General features: G+C 53.7%; 17 protein-coding genes. 8 read left to right on the forward strand and 9 right to left on the reverse strand.

Annotated features, from left to right (window positions below; genetic code table 11):
- Positions 1–271: 271 nt before the first annotated feature.
- Complete coding sequence (locus BMX66_RS08790; RefSeq protein ID WP_090881183.1) at positions 272–3,211, forward strand: Rne/Rng family ribonuclease; 2,940 nt, start codon at positions 272–274, stop codon at positions 3,209–3,211.
- A gap of 89 nt (positions 3,212–3,300) precedes the next feature.
- Here the strand turns inward: BMX66_RS08790 and BMX66_RS08795 are convergent, their stop codons facing one another.
- From BMX66_RS08795 to glnE, 5 genes are all read right to left on the reverse strand, one after another.
- The gene (locus tag BMX66_RS08795; protein ID WP_090881186.1) at positions 3,301–3,801 is read right to left on the reverse strand and encodes a low molecular weight protein-tyrosine-phosphatase; all 501 of its coding nucleotides are present in this window, start codon (positions 3,799–3,801) and stop codon (positions 3,301–3,303) included.
- Positions 3,802–3,907: 106 nt separating this feature from the next.
- Complete coding sequence (locus tag BMX66_RS08800) at positions 3,908–5,284, reverse strand: phosphomannomutase/phosphoglucomutase (protein WP_090881189.1); 1,377 nt, start codon at positions 5,282–5,284, stop codon at positions 3,908–3,910.
- A 112-nt stretch (positions 5,285–5,396) separates the two neighbouring features.
- Entirely contained in the window at positions 5,397–5,603 is a 207-nt protein-coding gene (locus BMX66_RS08805) for a zinc-finger domain-containing protein (RefSeq protein ID WP_090881191.1), read from the reverse strand.
- A gap of 61 nt (positions 5,604–5,664) precedes the next feature.
- Entirely contained in the window at positions 5,665–6,585 is a 921-nt protein-coding gene (locus BMX66_RS08810) for a branched-chain amino acid transaminase (protein WP_090881194.1), read from the reverse strand.
- Positions 6,586–6,738: 153 nt separating this feature from the next.
- Positions 6,739–9,561 (reverse strand): bifunctional [glutamate--ammonia ligase]-adenylyl-L-tyrosine phosphorylase/[glutamate--ammonia-ligase] adenylyltransferase, encoded by a 2,823-nt coding sequence (gene glnE, locus BMX66_RS08815; protein ID WP_090881197.1) that lies wholly within the window; start codon positions 9,559–9,561, stop codon positions 6,739–6,741.
- Between the two features lie 227 nt (positions 9,562–9,788).
- Here glnE and BMX66_RS08820 point away from each other — a divergent pair, with 227 nt between their 5' ends.
- From BMX66_RS08820 to tldD, 3 genes are all read left to right on the forward strand, one after another.
- Positions 9,789–13,640 carry a YhdP family protein gene (locus tag BMX66_RS08820; protein ID WP_255398878.1) on the forward strand — a complete coding sequence of 1,284 codons (3,852 nt, stop codon included), beginning with the start codon at positions 9,789–9,791 and terminating at the stop codon, positions 13,638–13,640.
- A gap of 280 nt (positions 13,641–13,920) precedes the next feature.
- Positions 13,921–14,766, forward strand: a complete 846-nt coding sequence (locus tag BMX66_RS08825; RefSeq protein ID WP_090881200.1) for a carbon-nitrogen hydrolase family protein — start codon at positions 13,921–13,923, stop codon at positions 14,764–14,766.
- Positions 14,767–14,799: 33 nt separating this feature from the next.
- Complete coding sequence (gene tldD, locus BMX66_RS08830) at positions 14,800–16,260, forward strand: metalloprotease TldD (RefSeq protein WP_090881203.1); 1,461 nt, start codon at positions 14,800–14,802, stop codon at positions 16,258–16,260.
- 136 nt (positions 16,261–16,396) lie between these two features.
- On the opposite strand, the gene BMX66_RS08835 is transcribed toward tldD, so the two are convergent.
- The 4 genes from BMX66_RS08835 to BMX66_RS08850 form a co-directional block, all read right to left on the reverse strand.
- Positions 16,397–16,816: an RDD family protein gene (locus BMX66_RS08835; protein WP_090881206.1), complete on the reverse strand. Its 420-nt coding sequence runs from the start codon at positions 16,814–16,816 to the stop codon at positions 16,397–16,399.
- Positions 16,817–16,948: 132 nt separating this feature from the next.
- Complete coding sequence (locus BMX66_RS08840; protein WP_090881209.1) at positions 16,949–17,332, reverse strand: DUF3106 domain-containing protein; 384 nt, start codon at positions 17,330–17,332, stop codon at positions 16,949–16,951.
- Positions 17,317–17,697 carry a DUF3619 family protein gene (locus BMX66_RS08845; protein WP_090881212.1) on the reverse strand — a complete coding sequence of 127 codons (381 nt, stop codon included), beginning with the start codon at positions 17,695–17,697 and terminating at the stop codon, positions 17,317–17,319. Before BMX66_RS08845 ends, BMX66_RS08840 begins: the two co-directional genes overlap by 16 nt.
- Positions 17,694–18,266: an RNA polymerase sigma factor gene (locus BMX66_RS08850; RefSeq protein WP_090881215.1), complete on the reverse strand. Its 573-nt coding sequence runs from the start codon at positions 18,264–18,266 to the stop codon at positions 17,694–17,696. The genes BMX66_RS08845 and BMX66_RS08850 overlap by 4 nt, the downstream gene beginning before the upstream one ends.
- 669 nt (positions 18,267–18,935) lie before the next feature.
- Between BMX66_RS08850 and BMX66_RS08855 the strand changes: the two genes are divergently transcribed.
- Genes BMX66_RS08855 through BMX66_RS08870 form a run of 4 tightly spaced genes read left to right on the forward strand, consistent with a single transcriptional unit; the run spans position 18,936 to position 21,283 of the window.
- Positions 18,936–19,421, forward strand: coding sequence for a TlpA family protein disulfide reductase (locus BMX66_RS08855; RefSeq protein WP_090881218.1), 486 nt, complete (start codon positions 18,936–18,938; stop codon positions 19,419–19,421).
- Positions 19,402–20,094, forward strand: a complete 693-nt coding sequence (locus tag BMX66_RS08860) for an energy transducer TonB (RefSeq protein WP_255398879.1) — start codon at positions 19,402–19,404, stop codon at positions 20,092–20,094. The genes BMX66_RS08855 and BMX66_RS08860 overlap by 20 nt, the downstream gene beginning before the upstream one ends.
- A gap of 5 nt (positions 20,095–20,099) precedes the next feature.
- A complete protein-coding gene (locus BMX66_RS08865; RefSeq protein WP_090881220.1) occupies positions 20,100–20,864 on the forward strand; it encodes a MotA/TolQ/ExbB proton channel family protein in 765 nt (254 codons plus the stop codon).
- Complete coding sequence (locus BMX66_RS08870; protein WP_090881223.1) at positions 20,864–21,283, forward strand: ExbD/TolR family protein; 420 nt, start codon at positions 20,864–20,866, stop codon at positions 21,281–21,283. Before BMX66_RS08865 ends, BMX66_RS08870 begins: the two co-directional genes overlap by 1 nt.
- The last annotated feature ends 14 nt before the right edge of the window (positions 21,284–21,297 follow it).

Below are 21,297 nucleotides of genomic sequence, written 5' to 3' on the forward strand. Positions count from 1 at the left end.
CACACGTCGATTTCAGTTTTCAGTTTCGTAGCGCCTGCTCGCGGGCAGCCGTAGTCGAAGCCTGATTGAAACTTAATTTTCTGGTTCTGCTTGCGAAAAAAGCAGGACCATAGTGACAAGCCAGAGAAATAGTCATCTTAAAGTCATTTTAGACAAAGCATTCCGACACCATGACCAAGTTACCTGACTAAAAGCTCTCGTATACGCGCGCAGGACGTCTTGTCCTCGCACGTAGGCTGTCTACCCGTGACCAGAGCGCGGGAGGCATAAAATGAAACGCATGTTATTTAATGCGACACAGCCGGAGGAACTGCGTGTCGCCATTGTCGATGGTCAAAAACTTATTGATCTCGACATTGAATCCGCCGGCAAGGAACAACGCAAGAGCAACATCTATAAAGCAGTTATAACCCGTCTCGAGCCTAGCCTCGAAGCCGCTTTCGTCGAGTACGGCGGCGAGCGGCACGGCTTTCTGCCATTCAAGGAAATTTCCCGCTCTTATTTAAAGGAAAGTCCGGACTCAGCCCGTGTCCGCGTTCAGGACGCACTCCATGAAGGTCAGGAACTCATCGTTCAGGTCGATAAAGATGAACGTGGGACGAAGGGAGCCGCGCTCACGACCTATATTTCCCTGGCCGGCCGTTATCTGGTTCTGATGCCCAACAATCCACGCGGCGGGGGTGTGTCACGCCGCATAGAGGGTGAAGACCGTGCGGAACTGCGCGATGTCATGTCGCAACTGACCATTCCTCCTGGCATGAGTATTATAGCCCGCACCGCCGGAATAGGACGTAGCGAAGAAGAGCTGCAGTGGGATTTGAATTATTTGCTGCAACTGTGGCGTGCCATTGAAGATGCTTCCAGCAGTCAAAGTGGCGCTTTCCTGATTTATCAGGAAAGTAGTCTGGTAATACGCGCCATACGCGATTATTTTCATCAGGAGATTGGCGAAATCCTGATTGATACTGAAAGCATCTACGAACAGGCGTGCCAGTTCATGAGCCACGTAATGCCGGCTAATGTCGGCCGCGTCAAGCTCTACCGCGACGACGTGCCACTATTCTCACGTTTTCAGATTGAGCATCAGATTGAGACTGCTTATTCACGCCAGGTAACGCTGCCTTCCGGCGGCGCCATCGTTATTGATCATACCGAAGCACTGGTGTCAGTTGATGTGAACTCGGCACGTGCCACGCGTGGTACCGATATCGAGCAAACCGCGTTGAACACGAATCTGGAAGCCGCTGAGGAAATCGCGCGGCAATTACGCCTGCGTGACCTGGGCGGGCTCGTTGTGATTGACTTTATCGATATGGAAATCGCTCGCAATCAGCGTGAGGTAGAGAACCGGCTGCATGACGCATTGCGTTACGACCGCGCACGTGTGCAAATGGGCAAGATTTCCCGGTTTGGTTTGCTGGAATTATCGCGCCAGCGCTTGCGCCCTTCGTTGGGCGAGAGCAGTTACATTTCCTGCCCGCGTTGTCACGGAACCGGTCACATTCGCGGCACTGATTCCTCTGCGTTGCATATCCTCAGGATTATTCAGGAGGAAGCGATGAAAGAGAATACTGCCGTGCTTCATGTCCAGGTACCGGTTGATGTGGCCACTTACTTATTAAACGAGAAACGTGCGGAGATTCATGCGATTGAAGCTCGGTTGAAGGTAAGTGTGGTACTGATTCCGAACGTCCATCTCGAAACGCCAAACTACAACATTACCCGCCTGCGCCATGATGACGTGAAACTTGGCGAAATTCAGACCAGCTACCAGTTGGTTGAAAAGCCAGTACAGGAAATTTCATTGCCGTCAACTTCACAGGAAATCAAACCGGCCCGGCAACAAGCCGCAGTACGAGGCATTACGCCATCACAGCCCGCTCCGATACGTGAGCGAATCGCGCAGCATGAACCCGAGCAGGTCCCCCTTCTGGACAGGATTTTTAACTGGTTCAAGCAGATGGGAACAGCAGAAAAAAATGCGCGGCCGGAACAGATAACGGCTGCCCCGCAGCGTCCGGAGCGGGTACGCGGACGAAGGGATCGTGGACGGGAAGGACGCGATGGCGAATATGAAAAAACACCCCGTGTTGCCCAGCCTGGCCGGGACGACCGGGGCGAGCGTGGCGGCGAAGTCAGCGGTGCTACGGCCAAGGTTGCCGTTGGGTCTTTGAAACAGGCTCGGGAAGCTGCGCCTCAGCGCGCGGAACGTAGCGAAGCGAAGCCACAGAGTGAACGCTTCGCTCAAAAAAAACACGTGCGGCCGCCACGCGAAGAGAAAATCCGGACCGAACTCAAGCTATCGCCAGAAGAGCAGCAGCCTGCGACTGAAGATATCCTGCAACAGCAAGGTGAAGACAGCGGGCGCCGCCGTCGTCGTGGTGGAAGGCAGCGTGACCGGGGGGAACGTTCAGAGCGCCCTGCTCGCGAAAACAAGCTGGGAGTTTCCAAAGACGCCCATCTCCAGCAGGAAGCTGACCAGGTAATGCGTGACGAAAGCCCCGTATTGGAGGCGCCTTCCCCATCGATACAGGAAACATCGGCGCTTATCCTTACCCTCCCTCCGCTGCAGGCAGCAGAGGCATCTTTGGAAGCAACCGGTACGCCACCTTCTGAATCCTCGAAGGTAGATGAAACCGAGCCGGCAACTGTACAGCCATCACCGGCTAAAGCACCGGTAGTGCCAATATTAACTGAACCGGAAGCTGAGCCGGAAGCTGAACTACTGAAGCGGCAACCGGTTCCGGAGCCCATTCAAGAGACCGCTCAGGAGTCCATCATGGAGCGCACTCAGGAGCACAATGAGGAGTTCGTCGAGAAAGCTGGCGAGGAGCCCCGCGAGGAAGTTGGCGAGAAACCCCAGGAGGAACCAGCGGTAAACCTGCCCGCCGCTATTACAAACGTACCAGGGCCGTCCGAGGAGGAAATTGATAAAACAAAAAGCGGGGTAGCCGTGGCTGAAATCGAAGCAGGCGTTTCTGTGCCCGAGCAGCCGGAGACCCAGCCGCTTCGGCCAACGCCCGTGATCGAACCGCTGAACCTGGCTGCAAGCGGTCTTATCATGATTGAAACCCTACCGGAAAAAGTAAAACCAGCCGAACCCGATGCAGGGGGAGAACCCACACCGGCGCAGCGGCGGCGGAAAAGAACTCCTCCTCCGGCGGTAATGGAGCAGGATGAACCGCTGGTGCAGGTTGAGACACATAAGTAAAACCAGCATCCTAAAAAAAGGCGGGTAATACCCCGCCTTTTTTTAATACACTACACCATGGCCGCTCGTCCACGGTGATATAAGTTCCGCTATTTTTCGTTACAAATCCGGTTGAGCAATCCTCGCCCTGCTTCCTCCACCATGTTCAGCACGTGCTCGAAACCCTGGCTTCCTCCAAAGTAAGGATCAGGTACTTCTTCCATACCCTTGGAAAACCTTTCACTGTACTGCATCAGCAATCCCAGTTTATGGCTGTACTGAGGTGGGCATTCCCGTTCAAGTACGGCAAGATTGGCTCTATCCATCGCCAGGATGTAATGAAAAACCTCGAAATCCTTTTCGTGTACCTGGCGCGCGCGCAACTCCTTCGTATCATACCCTCGCCGCCCCGCCGCTTTCTGAGCCCTCTCGTCCGGCGGCTGACCAACGTGATAATCATGAGTACCTGCAGAATCGATGTGAATTGCTTTTTCGAAGCCTGCGGTCTTGACCTGTTGTCGGAACACAGCCTCCGCAGTGGGAGAACGACAGATGTTGCCCATGCAGACAAACAGAACGCTGGTTTTAGTATTTTCTCCCCAGTTCATCATGATATTAATAAAGTCTCATTTTTAACGTATTACCCAACTTTCCAGAATACTCGATTTGATACTGCGCGACCTACTGACAGGCCGAAGCAGGACCTCCACGGTCTATCTAGTATGGCAGTTTCGCATCCGGTTTGATCTGTAAAATAACCCGGCAAAAATCCCGCTGTATTCGGTTTAACGCTGCCTCATTGTCTGCTTCGAAGCGTAGCACAATCACCGGCATCGTATTGGATGAGCGCGCCAGGCCGAAGCCATCTTTGTATTCGACCCGCAATCCATCGGTCGTGATGACGCGTTCCGGACCATCAAAGCGCGCGGTTTTCAGTAATTCTGCGATAACCGCGTAGTTTTCCCCCTCTTCCAATTTGATCTGCAGCTCCGGTGTGCTAAGCGCGTCGGGAATTTCGTTTAGCGCAGCGTTGATATCGGCTTTGGAACTGAGCAGCTCCAGCAGACGTGCGCCTGCGTAAAGCCCATCATCGAATCCGAGCCAGCGTTCGTTGAAAAATATGTGACCGCTCATCTCCCCGGCAAGTAACGCACCAGTTTCTTTCAGTTTTCCCTTGATAAAGGAATGCCCTGTTTTCCACATGATAGGCTCACCGCCGTGCTGCTCGATCCAGGGCGCCAGGTTGCGGGTACACTTCACATCGAAAATAACCCGTCCTCCTGGATTTCGGGCCAATACATCGGCAGCGAACAGCATCAACTGGCGATCGGGATAGATAATACTGCCGCTCTTGGTAACCACGCCCACGCGATCACCATCACCGTCGAATGCAAGCCCTATTTCCGCATCGGTGGTTTTAAGGGCCTGGATCAGGTCTCGCAGGTTTTCAGGTACGGAGGGATCGGGATGATGATGGGGAAAGGTCCCGTCGACTTCGCAAAACAATTCAGTGACCTCGCATCCCAGTCTGCGGTACAAGCTTGGCGCATAAGCACCGGGGACGCCGTTACCACAGTCGACAATAATCTTCATGGGCCGCATCAGCCTGACGTCGCCGGTGATGCGCTGAAGGTATGTTTCGGCAATATCATGCTTTTGGTAATCGCCATTCCCGTAAGCGAAGTCATCATTTTCGAGACGCCGACGCAAGGCCTGGATGGATTCCGCCGCAAGGGTTTCGCCGCCCAGCACCATTTTCAAGCCGTTATACTCAGGCGGATTATGGCTTCCGGTCACCATCACACCGGAATAATTGCACAGTGTATGCGCGGCAAAGTAGAGCATGGGGGTGGCCACCATCCCCACATCTATCACATTGACGCCGCTTTTTTGCAAACCCCTCGCCAGTGCCTGCGCCAGTTCCAAACCCGACAATCTGCCGTCGCGGCCTATCGCTATCGCTGCAAGTCCGCGGGCCCGTGCTTCGGATCCAATAGCCTGACCAATGGCTTCGACGATATCGGCGGTCAGTGTTTTTCCGAAAATACCTCTGATATCGTAGGCCTTGAAAATTTCGTGCGGGAGTTTTTGCATGAGATAAGCGTGAGGTTGGTACAATAATCCGGCGTAGCTCAATCAATACGAGCAAGCAGCAACTACGGCTCGTTTCGGCTTCCTTAAGTTCTGGTATTCAAATAATTGTTGGTCAGTGATGACCTGCCACTGCACCACCCTTAAGCATGTAACGTGTTCCGCAGTAGGGGCACAGTGCCTCGCCTGTATCTTCTATCGGCAGGAATACACGGGGATGCGAATTCCATAAGAGCATGGACGGCATTGGGCAATGAAGGGGCAAATCATCAGCAGCAATTTCGATTTGACGCTGTTTGTTATTGTTAGCCTGGTTCTGCATCAGCTGTTTCCTCAGTGGTAATACCGGATATGGATCAGATGTCGATATGATCAGCCGCAGATCAGACGTAAGTAAGCCAGTCGGCATGATTCTCGGTCTTGCCGCTGACACAGTCGAAAAACATGGCTTGCAGCCTGGCCGTGACCGGACCGCGCTTTCCCTCGCCTATCCTGCGATTATCAAGTTCACGAATCGGGGTCACTTCCGCTGCGGTACCGGTGAAAAACGCCTCGTCAGCACAATAAACCTCATCACGGGTGATTCTTTTTTCGATTACGGGAATTCCGATTTCTCCCGCAAACTCTATGATGGAAGCGCGCGTAATACCTTCCAGACAGGAAGTCATGTCGGGGGTATAAAGCTTGCCGCGCTTGACGATGAATATGTTTTCGCCTGCCCCTTCCGCCACGTAGCCGTCCACATCCAGTAACAGCGCTTCGTCATAGCCGTCATTGGCAACTTCCTGGTGGGCTAATATTGAATTAGCATAAGTGGTGACTGACTTGGCGCGACACATGTTAACGTTGACATGATGACGCGAAAATGAGGATGTCTTGACGCGAATGCCGTTTTCCAAGCCTTCGGTGCCCAGGTAAGCCCCCCATGACCAGGCAGCGATAGCCACATGCACCGAAATCGTTCTGGCGGAAATTCCCATGGCTTCGGAGCCATAAAAAACAATCGGCCGGATATAACACGATTCCAGCTTGTTCTGCCTGACCATATCACGCTGGGCTTGCATCAGCGTCGCCTTGTCATAAGGCATTTTCATCATGAAAATATGCGCCGAATTGAACAGCCTATCGGTATGTTCCTGCAGACGGAAGATTGCGGGGCCCCGGGGCGTCTGGTAGGCCCGCAGGCCCTCGAATACACCGAGGCCGTAGTGGAGAGTGTGGGTAAGCACATGTGTGGTTGCGTCGCGCCACGGGATTATTTTTCCATCGCTCCAGATCACGCCGTCGCGGTCAGCCATTGACATTCAGAGGACTCCGGAGAGAATTTAGATTCGCATATTCTAACCCATTTTTATGTGAAAAATGAGGCGCAGGTGCGCACTTCATATAAGTGAAGTGAACCCAACCATCTCTGTCGGCAACAAAACCCGGCGAGGGTAGACGGGATGAACGAGTAACTAAAAATGAGTTGTGCCAAACACCTCATCCCATAACCGCAACACTGCTGTAAAGCCCTCTCTCACATAATCTGTTTCAACCCGCGCAAACTTTTGTGATTTGCTGTCCGGTGGAGGTATTCCCGTCAGTCCCGAATCCCCACTTAATCTTAGCCGATGCTGCACGCGCCGGAATTCCCGATAGGCGCTGAGCGCGCGTTCGGCGGTACGCATCTGGATAAGTCCCAGTTTTCCCGCGAGTTTCAGCAGCGCAATGTTACCAAGATTGCTGGTCAATTCCGGATATTTGAAAGCGTAGCCGAGAACCAGATATTGCACGATGAACTCAACATCAATAATGCCGCCACGGTCATGCTTGACATCGAACAGCCCACTCGAATTCGGGTGGGCATCGAGAATTTTTTGCCGCATCGCCAGGACCTCGCCCTTCAGTACCGCCAGTTCTCGCCGCTGGCAAAGAACTTCCTTGCGAATGCGCTCGAAAGCTTCTCCCACACGAGCATCCCCGACCACAAACCGGGCCCGCGTCAGCGCCTGATGCTCCCATACCCAGGCCTGGTTTCGCTGGTATTGCTCAAAAGCCTGGATGGAACTTACCAGCAATCCGCTACTCCCGTTAGGGCGCAAACGCAGGTCGGTTTCGTACAGCAGTCCGGCTGAGGTGTAACTGGTAAGCCAGGAATTGATGCGCTGGCTCAGCCTGGCATATATCTCCGGTGCATCGGGATGAGTATCGTCATACAGAAAAATGATGTCGAGATCCGATGCATAGCCCAACTCCTTGCCGCCGAGCTTGCCGTAGCCGATGATGCCGAAAGCAGGTTTATCCCGATGCTTCCTTCTCAATCCGGACCAGGCGAGATGCAATACATTATCGAGTACCAGATCCGCCAACTCGGTCAAATGATCGCTCAAGGTCTCCAGCGGTAGCAATCCTTCGACATCCCTGGCCAGCAATTGAAATACCTGGGCGTGGTGAAAATGCCGCAGCACGTCCATCTGCTGCTCGGTGTCATTGCCTCTGATACCGGCAGCATCATTTAATTGCTGAATTAATCTTGCTCTGCATCGGGACCAGTCGGGCGCGCTTTGAAAATCGCCGGGATTAAGCAACTCGTCCAGCAAAATCGGGTGCTGGCTCAGATATTCACTTGCCCATTCACTTGCGCTGACAAGTTTGGCCACCCGTTCCAGGGCCTTGGGATACTCCCGCAGCAGCGCGAGATAGGCTGCGCGCCGGCTCACATTTTCCAGCAATTGCAATAAACGCTCCAGCGTGACATCCGCGGGCGTAAACTTGGCCGACACCTCGATCAAGGCTGGTATAAGTGCATCAACTCGCTTCTTGCTGGATTCCGGCAATTGCCGATAGCGCGCACCTTTACGAAATTCCTGTAAACGCCCAAGAATTGTCCGGGGACTGGAGAATCCCATTGAAATCAGCTGTGCAGCGGCCGCTGCGGATTCGGTCCCGCCATCGTCCCCGGCGTCCTCGCCATCTCCACCGTCCCCGCTGTCCCTATCCTGCCACAACCACGCAAGCCCGTTAGGGGCTTGCGATTCCCCCGGAGCCGCAAATACCCTCTCAAAATGACGCGCGGCATTGCCGCGATGGCTATCGAGCTGCTTCAGAAATTCGTAATAGCAGGAAAAACCCATGGAAGCGGCTATCAAGGACTGATCCGCTGGAATTTCCGGCAGCATCTGGGTTTGTTGATCGTCCAGATACTGTATGCGATGTTCCAGTTTGCGCAGGAAGCAATAAGCTTCCGAGAGTTCTGTTACAGCTTTTTCCGATAGTTGCTGTTTTTCCCGCAGCCGACCCAATACGTCAAGTGTGGAGCGGATGCGTAAATCGGCGTCACGCCCGCCGCGGATCAATTGAAATAACTGGGCAATGAACTCGATCTCACGAATGCCGCCTGGTCCGAGCTTGATATTCCCGGACATCTCGCGGCGATTCACCTCCTGGCGTATTTGCGCGTGCAGACCCCGCATGGATTCGTAGGCGCCGAAATCGAGATATTTCCGGAACACGAACGGTTGCGTTACCTGTTCCATGAGGACGAGTCTTTCCGCATACGGACCGGCTATTACACGGCTTTTGATCCAGGCGTAGCGCTCCCACTCGCGTCCCTGGGTAATGAAGTACTCTTCCAGCATGGCGAAGCTCATTGCCAACGGGCCGCTTTCGCCATAGGGGCGCAGCCGCATATCCACGCGAAAAACATAACCATCCGTCGTAATGTCGTTGAGGCTGGCAATCAGCTTGCGCCCCAGGCGAGCAAAAAAATCATGATTGGAAACAGATCTGTACCCCGTGGTTTCCCCGTCTTCCGGATATACGAAAATCAAGTCCACATCCGAGGAAACGTTGAGCTCGGCACCACCCAGCTTGCCCATCGCGACTACCAGCATTTCCTGAACCGTGTTTTCCGCGCTCCTGGGCTGGCCGTAGCGGGCGGGATCAGTCAACCAGGTCTGAAGATGCCCGAGTGCAAAGCTGATGGCGAGCTCTGCCAAGTCGGTCATAGTGGCCATAACCTCGACAAGACTGGCCAGTCCGCCAAGATCCCGCGTGGCCAGGCGCAGCATTACGCGCTTGCGCAAGCTCCGCAATACGCTGTGAAGGGCCTCTTCGTCATTTGCGATATTGCAGTCCGCATCCAGAAAGGCCTGCATTTCCTCTCGCAAGAAAGGCCGCTGCAAACCTTCCTTGAGCTCGGCCAGTAACTCGGGCTCGCTCTCCACCAGGCGCTGAATGTAACGGCTGAATGGCAGGATTGACTCGATTATTGCTCCGGCTGGATGATCGCCATGCATGGTTGAGAATTCGGGTTACAATAAACTGAAAAACGGTATTCGAGTGGCATGTTTCCGCCTATCCGCTTCGCCATCCGGCCTGTCCACAGGATTGAACAAAGACCGGGTGCCTGTATCTAAGCGTTTTATCGCTGCCGTTCGCTGTTTCGTACCCGGGCTTTGAACGGCTGTGCCGTCCGCAATGATAGAAGTCGCAGCGTCCAAAGTCTATAAACCGGAACTATTTATTGAACCCATCAGTAATTTCACCTCTTGCACGGCGTGGCGGCTTTTTGTTCCGGTTGTTGACGTGGGTGCTGATCGCTGTCGCGGCCTGTTTTTCCCTGTTGCTGTTATCACTACGCTACTGGCTCCTGCCCGACATAGAGCAGTACCGTGAAAACATCGCTTCCGCCATCAGCCAGGCTTCCGGGCAGCACATCACCATAGGTGAGATCACCGCGAACTGGGATGGATTTCGCCCTCATATGATGCTGGGCGCGGTAAAGATACATGATCGAGAGGGCGATATTACGCTGCTGCTGCATCGCCTGGAAGGCACAGTTTCGTGGCGCTCGGTATTACACGGCGAACTGCTCTTTCGCGAAGTCGCGATCGAACAACCCGACCTGATCGTGCGCCGCGATGCCGCAGGTATGATCCATGTTGCCGGATTCGCGCTCAACAAGGAACTGACTGCAAGCGAAGACGGCTTTTCCGACTGGCTTTTGAATCAGAGACGAGTCACGATCAATAACGCCAGCATCCTCTGGCAGGACGACCAGCGCGGCGCGGCCGAACTGGAACTGCTAGTCAACCTGCGCCTGGAGAATCGTGGCGATCGCCATCGGTTTGGTATGCGCGCCACCCCTCCCGCCGAGCTTGCCGCACAACTGGATATGCGCGGGGATTTTACTGGCGGGTCTTTAATCAACTCGGAATTATGGCGGGGCCGGCTGTTCATGCAAATAAATCGTGCCGATATTGCCGCCTGGCGTATCTGGCTGCCCTTTCCCCCGGAAATCAAGTTGAATCGCGGCATTGGGGCACTACGTCTGTGGGCTGGAATTAACGGCGCAGACATGACGAAATTGACGGTCGATATGCGCCTGCATGATGTTCAAGCCCAGTTGGCGCCGGATCTGCCCGAATTGAACCTTGTCCGCTTGCAAGGTAGAGTCGGGTGGAAAAAAATAAACGACGGAACGAAAAAAGGGGCAGAATTTTTCGCACAAAAATTGCGAACTTCCATACATGGAAGTCGGGAACGAGAATTACAGCCTGTAAGTTTTTTGCTGCAAACGATTCCCGCTTATGGTGAAAAATCGGGTAGCGGAAAGCTGATTATCGATGACTCAAGATTGGAAATTCTTGGAAGCCTGGCTCAATATCTGCCAATCGATGCATCATTGCGCGAACAACTTGGCCGAACCTCACCGCGTGGAGACATTCATTATCTGCGTGCCCAATGGAACGGTGAATTGCCAAGGCCTTCATACTTCAGCACAAAAGGGAGTTTTACCAACCTGGGCCTGAGATTGGAGCGCCTGCCCGCATTCAGCGGTATTACCGGTAATATCGACATTACCGAGCGAGGCGGCACACTGAACCTAAACTCTCAAAATGCCGTATTGGAACTGCCTGATGTATTTCGCGAGCCGCTGGCATTGGACACCTTCACGGGCCAAGCCGACTGGAAGATCCTGCCCGATAAGGATTCAATCGCCTTCACCTTCAATAATATATCGTTTTCCAATACCCACGCTGCCGGGTTGGCTTACGGAAATTACCGTACCACACCTGATGGACCCGGGATCATTGACCTGACAGGTCATGTGACGCGGGCGGATGCACGCTATCTACTGGACTATATGCCAATGGGCGTAGATCGACACTCTCGCGACCGGCTTGAGGAATCGATTGTCGAGGGGAGGTTTTTCGATACCCGGCTCCACCTCAAGGGCGACCTGGGGCGGTTTCCTTTTGGGGGTGATGATAATGGCGTTTTCAAGATGCATGCGAAAGCATCGGGAGTGACGCTCGATAACATCACCGGGTGGCCACGGATAGAAAACATGTCGGGAGACTTGCATTTTCACGGCAGCCGCATGGAATTCGATGCGTCGCAAGCCGATATCTTTGGCACGACCCTAAGCAAAGCGAAGTTGCGAATTGCCGACATGACTGCCGCCGACGCAATGCTGAGAAGCGAAATTGAAGCGAACGGCCCCACTCGGCAGTTCCTCAAATTCGCTGCGGCGAGCACGGCCGACAGCTACGATAACCGCCTTGTCGACAAAATCGGCATTACCGGAAATGGGAGGCTGCTGCTCAAGCTTGATATTCCCCTGCATCGTCCTGAAGCAGCCAGCCTGGCAGGTAATTATCAATTCACCGATAATCAGATTGACGCCAGCCCGAATATACCCAACCTGCATAGCATTAACGGCGTAATGACTTTTACCCGCGCCGGGATCAAGGTCGAAAATATAACCGCCCGGCTCCTCGGCGGACCCGTGCTCATCAGTTCCACGGATAAGCCGGACGGAAGCATGGAGTTATCAGCCATTGGCAGGATTAACCTCGACAATCTATATCAACCGCCGCAGGAAAGGGTTACGGGCCCCGCACCGTTATGGGTACGTCATTTGCACGGCAGCACCGATTGGCGAGCTAACCTCCATATGCGCGACAAGTTGGTGAACGTATCCATCGAATCATCATTGCATGGCATTATGTCCGATCTGCCCGCGCCCCTCTCCAAGACCGCCAGCGATGCCGTACCTCTGCGTTTCGAAAGAAAAGCCAGCGGCCAGGATCTGGATGAACTGAATCTGAGTGTTGGCAGCCAGGTTACGGCCACAATTGAACGTATCCGGGACGGCACGGGGGAATATCATGCAGAGCGGGGCACAGTCAATTTCGGCCCCACCCCTGTTGTTCTGTCCGAAAATTCGGGTATATCGGTGACCGGTGCAGTACCGTTGCTGAATCTGGATCGCTGGCGTCGCTTGCTGAAGGAATTCAATAACGAACCGGGACCTTCTTTCGGTCTGACCGGCATCAACCTCCACATTGGTGCACTCGACTTTCTGGGCAGGCGCCTGAACGATGTCACGCTGAAAGCCGACAAGGAGGACATGTTCTGGTATTCCACCATAGCAAGCAATGAGATCAACGGTGGTGTCACCTGGGACCCGTCCGGTAATGGCAAGATCGTGGCCCGACTCAACAGACTGATCGTTCCCGCGGCCTCTCCTCGTCCTGATCCGGGCGTGACGGCACAAGCGCAGCAGTTAAAAAACCTGCCCGCGCTTGACGTCACAGCAGACCATTTCCTGGTCGACGAGATACAGTTGGGAAAACTGGAACTCATAGCTGATCAGCATGGCAGGAATTGGCAAATCGAGAAATTGCACATAACGAATCCGGACAGCTCAATAATGATCCGAGGCGTATGGCGGAATCGAACGGTACCACCCCGCGTAGAGGCTACTCTCACGCTGCAAGCGGACGATATTGGCAAGTTCTTGACGCGCCTCGGCCATCCTGATCGCGTAAAACGCGGCAGCGGAAGCCTTGAGGGCATGTTGTCGTGGCATGGCGGCCCTCAGTCGATAGATTACGCTACCTTGTCCGGGAACTTCAAGCTGAACGCCAGACGAGGACAGTTTCCCAAATTCGAGCCCGGGATCGGCAGATTATTCGGCATTTTCAGCCTTCGGGCCCTGCCGCGAAGGATCACATTGGACTTTCATGATGTGTTCAGCGAGGGTTTCGGGTTTGACGACATCTCCGGGGACGTAAAAATTACCCGAGGCGTGGCATTTACCGAGGATCTCCGAATCGAAGGACCGGCTGCAAAGGTCATTATGAACGGCGAGATGAATCTTGAAGCGGAAACGCAAAAACTTCATATCAGAGTCACACCGTCATTCGGCTTGGCCACTCCGGTTGTCGGCATGGCGACTGTGATTGCAAGCACGGCATTGCAAAACCCGACCACATCCAACGAATACAATATTACTGGTACCTGGGCCGATCCGGTCGTAACCAAAATCCCACGGCATGCGCATGAGTCCATCGAACACGCGCCCTGATGTCTACAGCCAGGCACCGGCATTACAATTGGATGCAGTTCTCGGAAGGGACACTCGAAATCGGGATTCGATTCATTTGCAACGGGCACTCAGGCAAAGACAACGGATTCAAAAATGGTGGTGAAGGATATCAATGCCATAATGCTTTAAGGGTTTATATGATCATCATTTTAAGTTACTCTGTTTTCCTGCGTTCAGCGCACCTTTTACGTAGCGCCGAGTATAGGTATATAAGTGGCTTGGCGCTTATTATCGCTGCCCATGAATCTTTGTCATAAATATGCTTGAGAACCCAAATACTTGTCAGGCCCCCGACGGTTCTATTCGTGTTGCCGCCATTCAGATGTCGGCGGGGCCCAATATACCCGGCAATTTGGAGGAAGCCGCCCGGCTGCTTGCCGTCGCCGCCGCTCAGGGGGCGAAGCTGGCCGCACTGCCGGAATATTTTTGCATTATGGGCATGAAGGATGCCGACAGGGTGGCGGCGCGTGAGCAGGTTAATAGCGGACCCATACAGCAATTCCTGAGCAATATTGCGAAACGTCTCGGAATCTGGCTGGTGGGCGGTTCCGTACCCCTGGAGTCCTCGAATCCGGACAAGGTACGAAATAGCTGCCTCGTGTATGATGACAAAGGACAGCAGGTTGCTCGCTACGACAAGATACATCTATTTGGCCTGGAGCTTGGGAACGAACGCTACGCGGAGGAAGAAACGATCGAAGCGGGTTGCAGCGTCGTTGCCCTGGACTCGCCGTTTGGCCGTATCGGCCTTTCCATTTGTTATGATTTGCGGTTTCCCGAGCTCTACCGCTCCATGGGTAAAGTGGATATTATTTTCGCTCCAGCGGCTTTCACCGCAACAACCGGCAAGGCTCACTGGGAAACCCTGATTCGTGCCCGCGCTATTGAAAATCTCGCCTATGTCGTTGCGCCCGCTCAGGGAGGTTATCATATCAATGGACGGGAAACCCATGGAGACAGCATGATCGTCGACCCCTGGGGCGTCGTGCTCAATCGCCTTCCGCGCGGATCAGGAGTCGTGATCGCGGATATCAATCCGGAATACCAGGCCAGCTTGCGCAATAGCCTGCCGGCATTGAGTCACCGTACCTTGCATCACTGTTGAATCTATCGCCGTTTTTTTTGTCTACCGGATATCATGATTACAGAATCCCTCATCCAGCCCAACGATCTCTTCGCCACCGCCAATAATTGTTTACTCGCGCCCCACCAGATAGATGCCGCCGGGTTACAAAAGGTATTTGGCCAGATGCTTACGCACCATGTCGAGTACGCCGATCTGTATTTTCAATATAGCCGTGCCGAAGGCTGGGCGCTGGAAGAAGGCATAGTCAAATCCGGCAGCTTTAATATTGATCAGGGTGTTGGCGTCCGCGCCGTAAGTGGCGACAAGACTGCGTTCGCCTATTCAGACGATATCAGCATGCCCGCCCTTGCCTCGGCAGCCCAGGCAACCCGTGCCATTGCCCGTCACGGTGTAGAACAATCGGTACAAGCGGTCAGACGCAGCAAAGGGCGTGAACTTTACCTTCCAGAGGACCCTATCGCGAGCCTGAGAGACACGGACAAGGTGGCGTTGCTCGAAAAGCTGGAAGGTTATGCGCGTGCCATGGACAAGCGTGTTATCCAGGTTATGGCATCTCTGGCGGGAGAATACGAAGTGGTGCTGGTGGCGCGCAGTGACGGTCTCCTGGCGGCGGATGTGCGGCCTCTTGTGCGAATCTCGGTGCAAGTCATCGCCGAAGAAAACGGGAATCGTGAGCAGGGGGTGGCGGGCGGTGGCGGACGTTTCGATTACGCTTATTTTACCGACGACGTACTGCGCGACTATGCCGCCAAGGCAGTGCATCAGGCTATTGTCAATCTGGGCGCAAAACCCGCGCCCGCTGGAACCATGGCTGTAGTACTTGGTGCCGGCTGGCCCGGCATACTGTTGCATGAGGCGATCGGCCATGGACTTGAAGGGGATTTCAACCGCAAGGGAAGTTCCGCATTCGCTGGCCGTATCGGTGAACGCGTTGCTGCAACAGGCGTTACGGTAGTGGATGATGGCACGATTGCGCGACGGCGCGGTTCGCTTAATATTGATGACGAGGGAAATCCCACGCAATGCACAGTGTTGATCGAAAACGGGATACTCAAGGGTTATTTGCAGGATAGCCTGAATGCGCGGCTCATGAATGTGCCCGTGACGGGCAACGCCAGACGTGAGTCGTTTGCTCATATCCCGATGCCGCGTATGACCAACACCTATATGCTGAACGGCGACAAAAGCCCTGAAGAGATCATTGCTTCAGTAAAACATGGTTTATATGCGGTGAATTTTGGCGGGGGCCAAGTGGATATCACCAGTGGAAAATTCGTGTTTTCCGCAGCGGAAGCATACATGATCGAAAACGGGAAGATTTCCTATCCGGTGAAAGGCGCCACCCTTATAGGCAACGGTCCCGATGTACTTACGCGCGTTTCGATGATTGGCAATGATATGTCGCTGGACCCAGGCGTCGGTACCTGCGGTAAAGAAGGCCAGAGCGTGCCGGTGGGCGTTGGTCAGCCTACGCTGCGCATAGATGGATTAACGGTAGGAGGAACTGCTTAAGGAGCGTTCGAATAAATCCGGGTCACCGCGCCGGACTTGCCGGGAAATGCTCAAAAAATTCTACCTGCGCTATCTACAAGCACAGCCAGGGAGGAAGCTGAAGCTTCAGTTTCCCAGGCCTGATCCCGGTTCCATCTCATCCCTCAATTCTCACGATCCTGGTGCCTGCGAGCCGGTCGTGCAGGAATAGACCATCCCGGTCGAATAATGCCCAAAGTATTCCGCCGCCGAAGAAAAAAATCCCGATTACTGCAAATAAATAACGCGCAAGCGCCTGCTTCAGATGAAGCCGTTCCCCGGCGGCGGTGACCACACGGAGCTTCCAGGTCTGCATGGGCAGTGTTTGTCCACCGTGGGTCCAGAACCAGGTGAAATAAATACCGGCTATCAGCAGGAGGTAAAGCTGGAATGCTGGGCGAAAAAAAACAGAACCAGTATCCCGGAATACAAGATGAAAAGCGAAACTGGCGATAAATAAAACCGCAATCAGAATCAGTAATTCATAAAGCATGCTCAGCAACCGCCGCCACAATCCAGGTGCGGAGGTTTTTACCATTTCAGAGGATTCATTCAGAAGCGCTTTCGTCTTTTCTTATTATGGTGCTCAAATGACAGAGAACGGCGGGAAGGCACAGAGAGCTCACTGCTCCCCGGCTATTGCCCCTCCGGCCGATGGCCTTTTCCGGGCCTATTGCCCCTTTCCGGCTTCGGGCAGTTGCTCATATTCACGCCACTTCTGCTTTATTTCGCGACGCTTGTCCGGCGGCAATTTTTTGATCGTCTTATACTTCTCACGCACCAGCTCGCGCTGTTCGGGAGTCAGCGAATACCAGTCGCGCATCCGCAACTGGGCACGCTGCTGCTCCGAAGGTGTCATTTCCGGATAGCGTTTGGCAATGCCAAGCCACTTCTTCTTTTTTGCGGAGTCCATGTCGTTCCACTCTTCAGCAAGCGGAGCCAGGACCTCCCGTTGCTGAGGCTTCAGCTTCTCCCATGAAGGCTGGCCGGCTTCAGACAGGGCAGATAATGACAAGCATGACCAGAACACTGCCGCTGCTAATGATCTAGCCATTCATCGAACTCATCGTCGAGATAGGCGTCTATAGGCAGATCATCGACAAGTAGCATTATGTCAATATCCTCATTTTCATCACTCTGCTGGAGAGCCTGCCAATAGGCGACACCTCCCAGGGCAAACAGTAGCGCGATCGCTGATAGCAGCTTGGCGGTTCTGGAATGCCACTCGTGCCCACTCCTCGCAGAGGCGCCCTGCCCGCCATGCCCGTGACCGACACCAACCACTGTCTCTCTCATGTGGTAATTCTCAAGGGAAGCTCGGCGCGCAGACTCAAGGCGGTTTAAGGTACCCTGCTTCATGTCATCCAGACCGCGATCCAGTAGCCGCGCAATTTTTGTCCCTATTTCCGGCTCACTCATAGCTCAATTCCATCTTTTTTCAGCATGGTAGCAAGAGCATGGGCCGCACGCGAGCAGTGAGTCTTCACGCTTCCTTCAGAACATCCCATAATCTTTGCCGTTTCTGTAACATTCATCTCCTCCCAGTAACGCAGGAGAAAAGCTTCTCGTTGACGCACGGGAAGGGTTTTAATTGCCTTCTCCAGCAGGCCAATAAGTTGTGATTGTTCTAATTGTTCATGCGGTTTGCCAAAATTAGACGCCCCGTCCGATTGCAAAGTTTCGAGTAGATCGTATTCGTCGCTTTCCGTTTCCCGGTTGCGAGGCATGAACGATGAAAACAGGGTAGTCCATAAGGAGCGAGTTTTCTGCCGCCGGTAAAAGTCGCGTATGGTATTTTGCAGAATCCGCTGAAACAGGAGAGGCAGCTCTTCCAATGGCTTGGCGGCATATTTCTCGACGAGCTTGGTCATGGAGTCCTGAACAATATCCAGCGCCAGATGTTCGTCTCGTACCGCGAACAATGCCTGCTTATAGGCGCGCCGTTCGGCTTCAGCCAGAAAATTGGACAATTCCTGTTGAGTAGCCAGGACAATTTGCCTATGGGAAGAAAAAAAAGCAGAGGCTCCGCGCCCCGCCGCAATGTTAGCAAATTTTTTTCGGTTTGCCGGAACAGTTTGCCAAAAAGCAGGGTCATTACGGCTGCTGGCATACCGGTAGCAGAGACTGAATTTTACGAGATTAGAATGCTATGGCGCTACCTGTCAACTCCAGCAATGCGACTGGTCTAGCGACCTCGTTTTGCTGTAAGACGAATCAGTGTTAGAGAAATGGCAATTATCTATTTGTTTCATGAGTTGATTTTTGCAATCCCTGCTATGGAGTGCGAACCATGCCGGAATTTTGCAGCACCGTTTCAAGTGTTGATTTCCACTTGGACATGCGACAATTTGTCGCATTGATACGACAACTTTTCCCACTTATCATGATAATTGGCGCTAATGGAGGATCTGGCCAAAAGGGAAAAACCCCCGGTATGACGAATATTACTATACGTAGATTTGCGGGTTAGTGGTAAAATTTTAACTTGGATTGCGACTGATTCTTAATTAGATTTACATTACTAGTGTGTTCGGTATTTTCAAATCCAGGTTCAGGCTGCTCGCCAACCGATTATGAAGCGCGCAGCCTTTTCGCCATTTATTCCTGGCCAACGCGGACATACCGTTTTGCATAGTCGATCCAGTGGAGGCAGTCCTATGATACGTCGTTTAGCCTTAGTGCTGATGCTGATTTTCATGAATGCCGCCGGCGCAGCCGAGAGCGTTCGTCCTTTTACGGCAGGCAGCCTGCAGCAGGTGCTTGCGCCTCGTGAAGGCAAGCCTTTCGTTCTCGTTTTGTGGTCGCTCGAATGTCAATATTGTCCGACTGAACTTAAAATGCTTAGCGAACTCAAACGCAGCCATCCCAGGCTGGACGTCGTGCTGATCGCTACCGATGCGGTAAGCGATACGCCGCAACTCGCCGCCCGAATGGAAAGCTACGGGATGAGCAAGGCCGAGCAATGGGTCTTTGCAGATGAGATGCCGGAACGTTTGCGCCTGGAAATTGACGGCCGCTGGTACGGGGAGGTGCCGCGGACTTATTTTTATGACCAGAAACACCAGCGCGAGGTCAAGACCGGCTTGGTCAACAGGAAATTTGTCGAAGAGTGGCTGGCCCGCAATGCCATACCTGACTCATGACATTGAACGCGAAGCAATGAAGTACAATCCAGCCTTTTTGCCTGGCCTGATTTTCGTCCTTGCGATTCATGGGGCGCTGCTTTACTACCTGTTCAAGCAGGAGATAATTCCCCCGCCAAAACAGCTGGTGACACTGATGGTCGATTTCATCCCTTCAGCCAGGCCGAAGGAAGAATCCAAGCCTGAGCCGCCTCCTCCCGTACCCAAGCCTCAACCGGTGAAGAAGCCAAAATCACGCCAATTGGTGGCGGAAACACCGGTATTGTCCAAGAGCGAACCTGTTGCTCCCCCTCCCCCGGTAGAACCGGATCCCGAACCAGATCCAGAACCGGTGCGGGAAGCGCCTGTGGCACCCCCTGCTCCGCAAATGCCGGCAGGACCAGTCACGCTGTCCTCCGAATTATCTGTCGGATGCCCGCAACTGAACGCACCTGCTTATCCCGCGCTTTCCCGCCGGCTTGGCGAAGAGGGAAAGCTGGTGTTACGAGTGGAACTGGATGAAAAAGGTCATGTTAGCGTGGCACAAGTAGCCAATAGCAGTGGTTTCAAACGTCTCGATGAGGCTGCCATGGCCGCAGTGAAAACCTGGCGCTGCAATCCGCCCATGCGCAATGGCCAGCCGGTCCGCGCCATTGCGCTGCAACCCTTCAACTTTGTACTCCAAGGAGATTGATTCAAATGGAAAAAGGTCTCGGTTTCTCGAATTTTCTCGCCCAACTCGATGGCGTAGGCATCAGTGTGCTTTTACTGCTGCTTGCGCTATCGGTAGCGAGCTGGTACCTCATACTCACCAAAGGCATTTCCAATTTTCTGGCGGGAAGGCGCGCAGACGCCTTTCTCAAGCGTTTCTGGAGCGCGAGTTCTCTACAGGAGGTGAACTCCACGCTGAAGGAAGGGTCCGACGATAATGCGTTTGCGCAACTCGCCCAACAGGCGATGGACGCGGCGGTCGACTCTGAAAAGCACGGGTTGCAGAAACTGGCCGCTGCGGGCGGTGCCAGCGAGTTCATCACACGTGTATTACGCAACGGGCTCGACCAGGAAGCCACCCGCGTGGAAAATGGACTCACAGTGATTGCCTCAGCCGGTTCGGCCGCACCGTATATTGGCTTGTTCGGGACGGTATGGGGTATTTACCACGCGCTTGTGCAGATCGGACTGTCCGGCCAGGGAACACTGGACAAAGTAGCCGGTCCGGTAGGGGAAGCGCTGATAATGACGGCGCTGGGACTGGCTGTTGCGATTCCGGCGGTATTGGCATATAACACATTTGTGCGGCGTAATCGAATATGGCTGGCGCGCCTTGACGCGTTTGCACATGATCTTTTCGTCTTGATCGCAGTTGGGACCAAAACCAATAGCTCCGCGGGGGATGAACGGTCGTTGCGGGTAGTGGCACCTATAGTTTCCCCCGCAGTTGCTCCCACTGAACGGAGGTCGTAATGGCATTTGGCAGCATGAACAGTAGCAATCGTCAGGCACCGATGTCCGAAATCAACGTGGTGCCGCTGGTTGACGTAATGCTGGTATTGCTGGTGATCTTCATCATCACGGCGCCATTGCTGACGCACTCGGTTAAAGTCGATTTACCGAAAGCATCCAGCAGTCCGAATATCACGCAACCAGACCATATCGAATTCGCGCTTCGCGAAGATGCCAGCCTTTACTGGAATGGTGAAACGACCACCGTCGACCAATTGGCGCCGCGCTTTACCGAAGCGGCGCAACAGAATCCCAATATCGAACTGCATATTCGGGCCGACGGGCGCGTAGACTACGAACATGTGGCGCGGGTGATGTCTATTGCAGCAAAAGCCGGCTTAGTACGAATCGGGTTTGTTACCGATCCCTCAAAACAGTAACGCTGGCCGGAGTA

This window comes from Nitrosovibrio sp. Nv6 (assembly GCF_900110495.1).
GTDB lineage: Bacteria > Pseudomonadota > Gammaproteobacteria > Burkholderiales > Nitrosomonadaceae > Nitrosospira.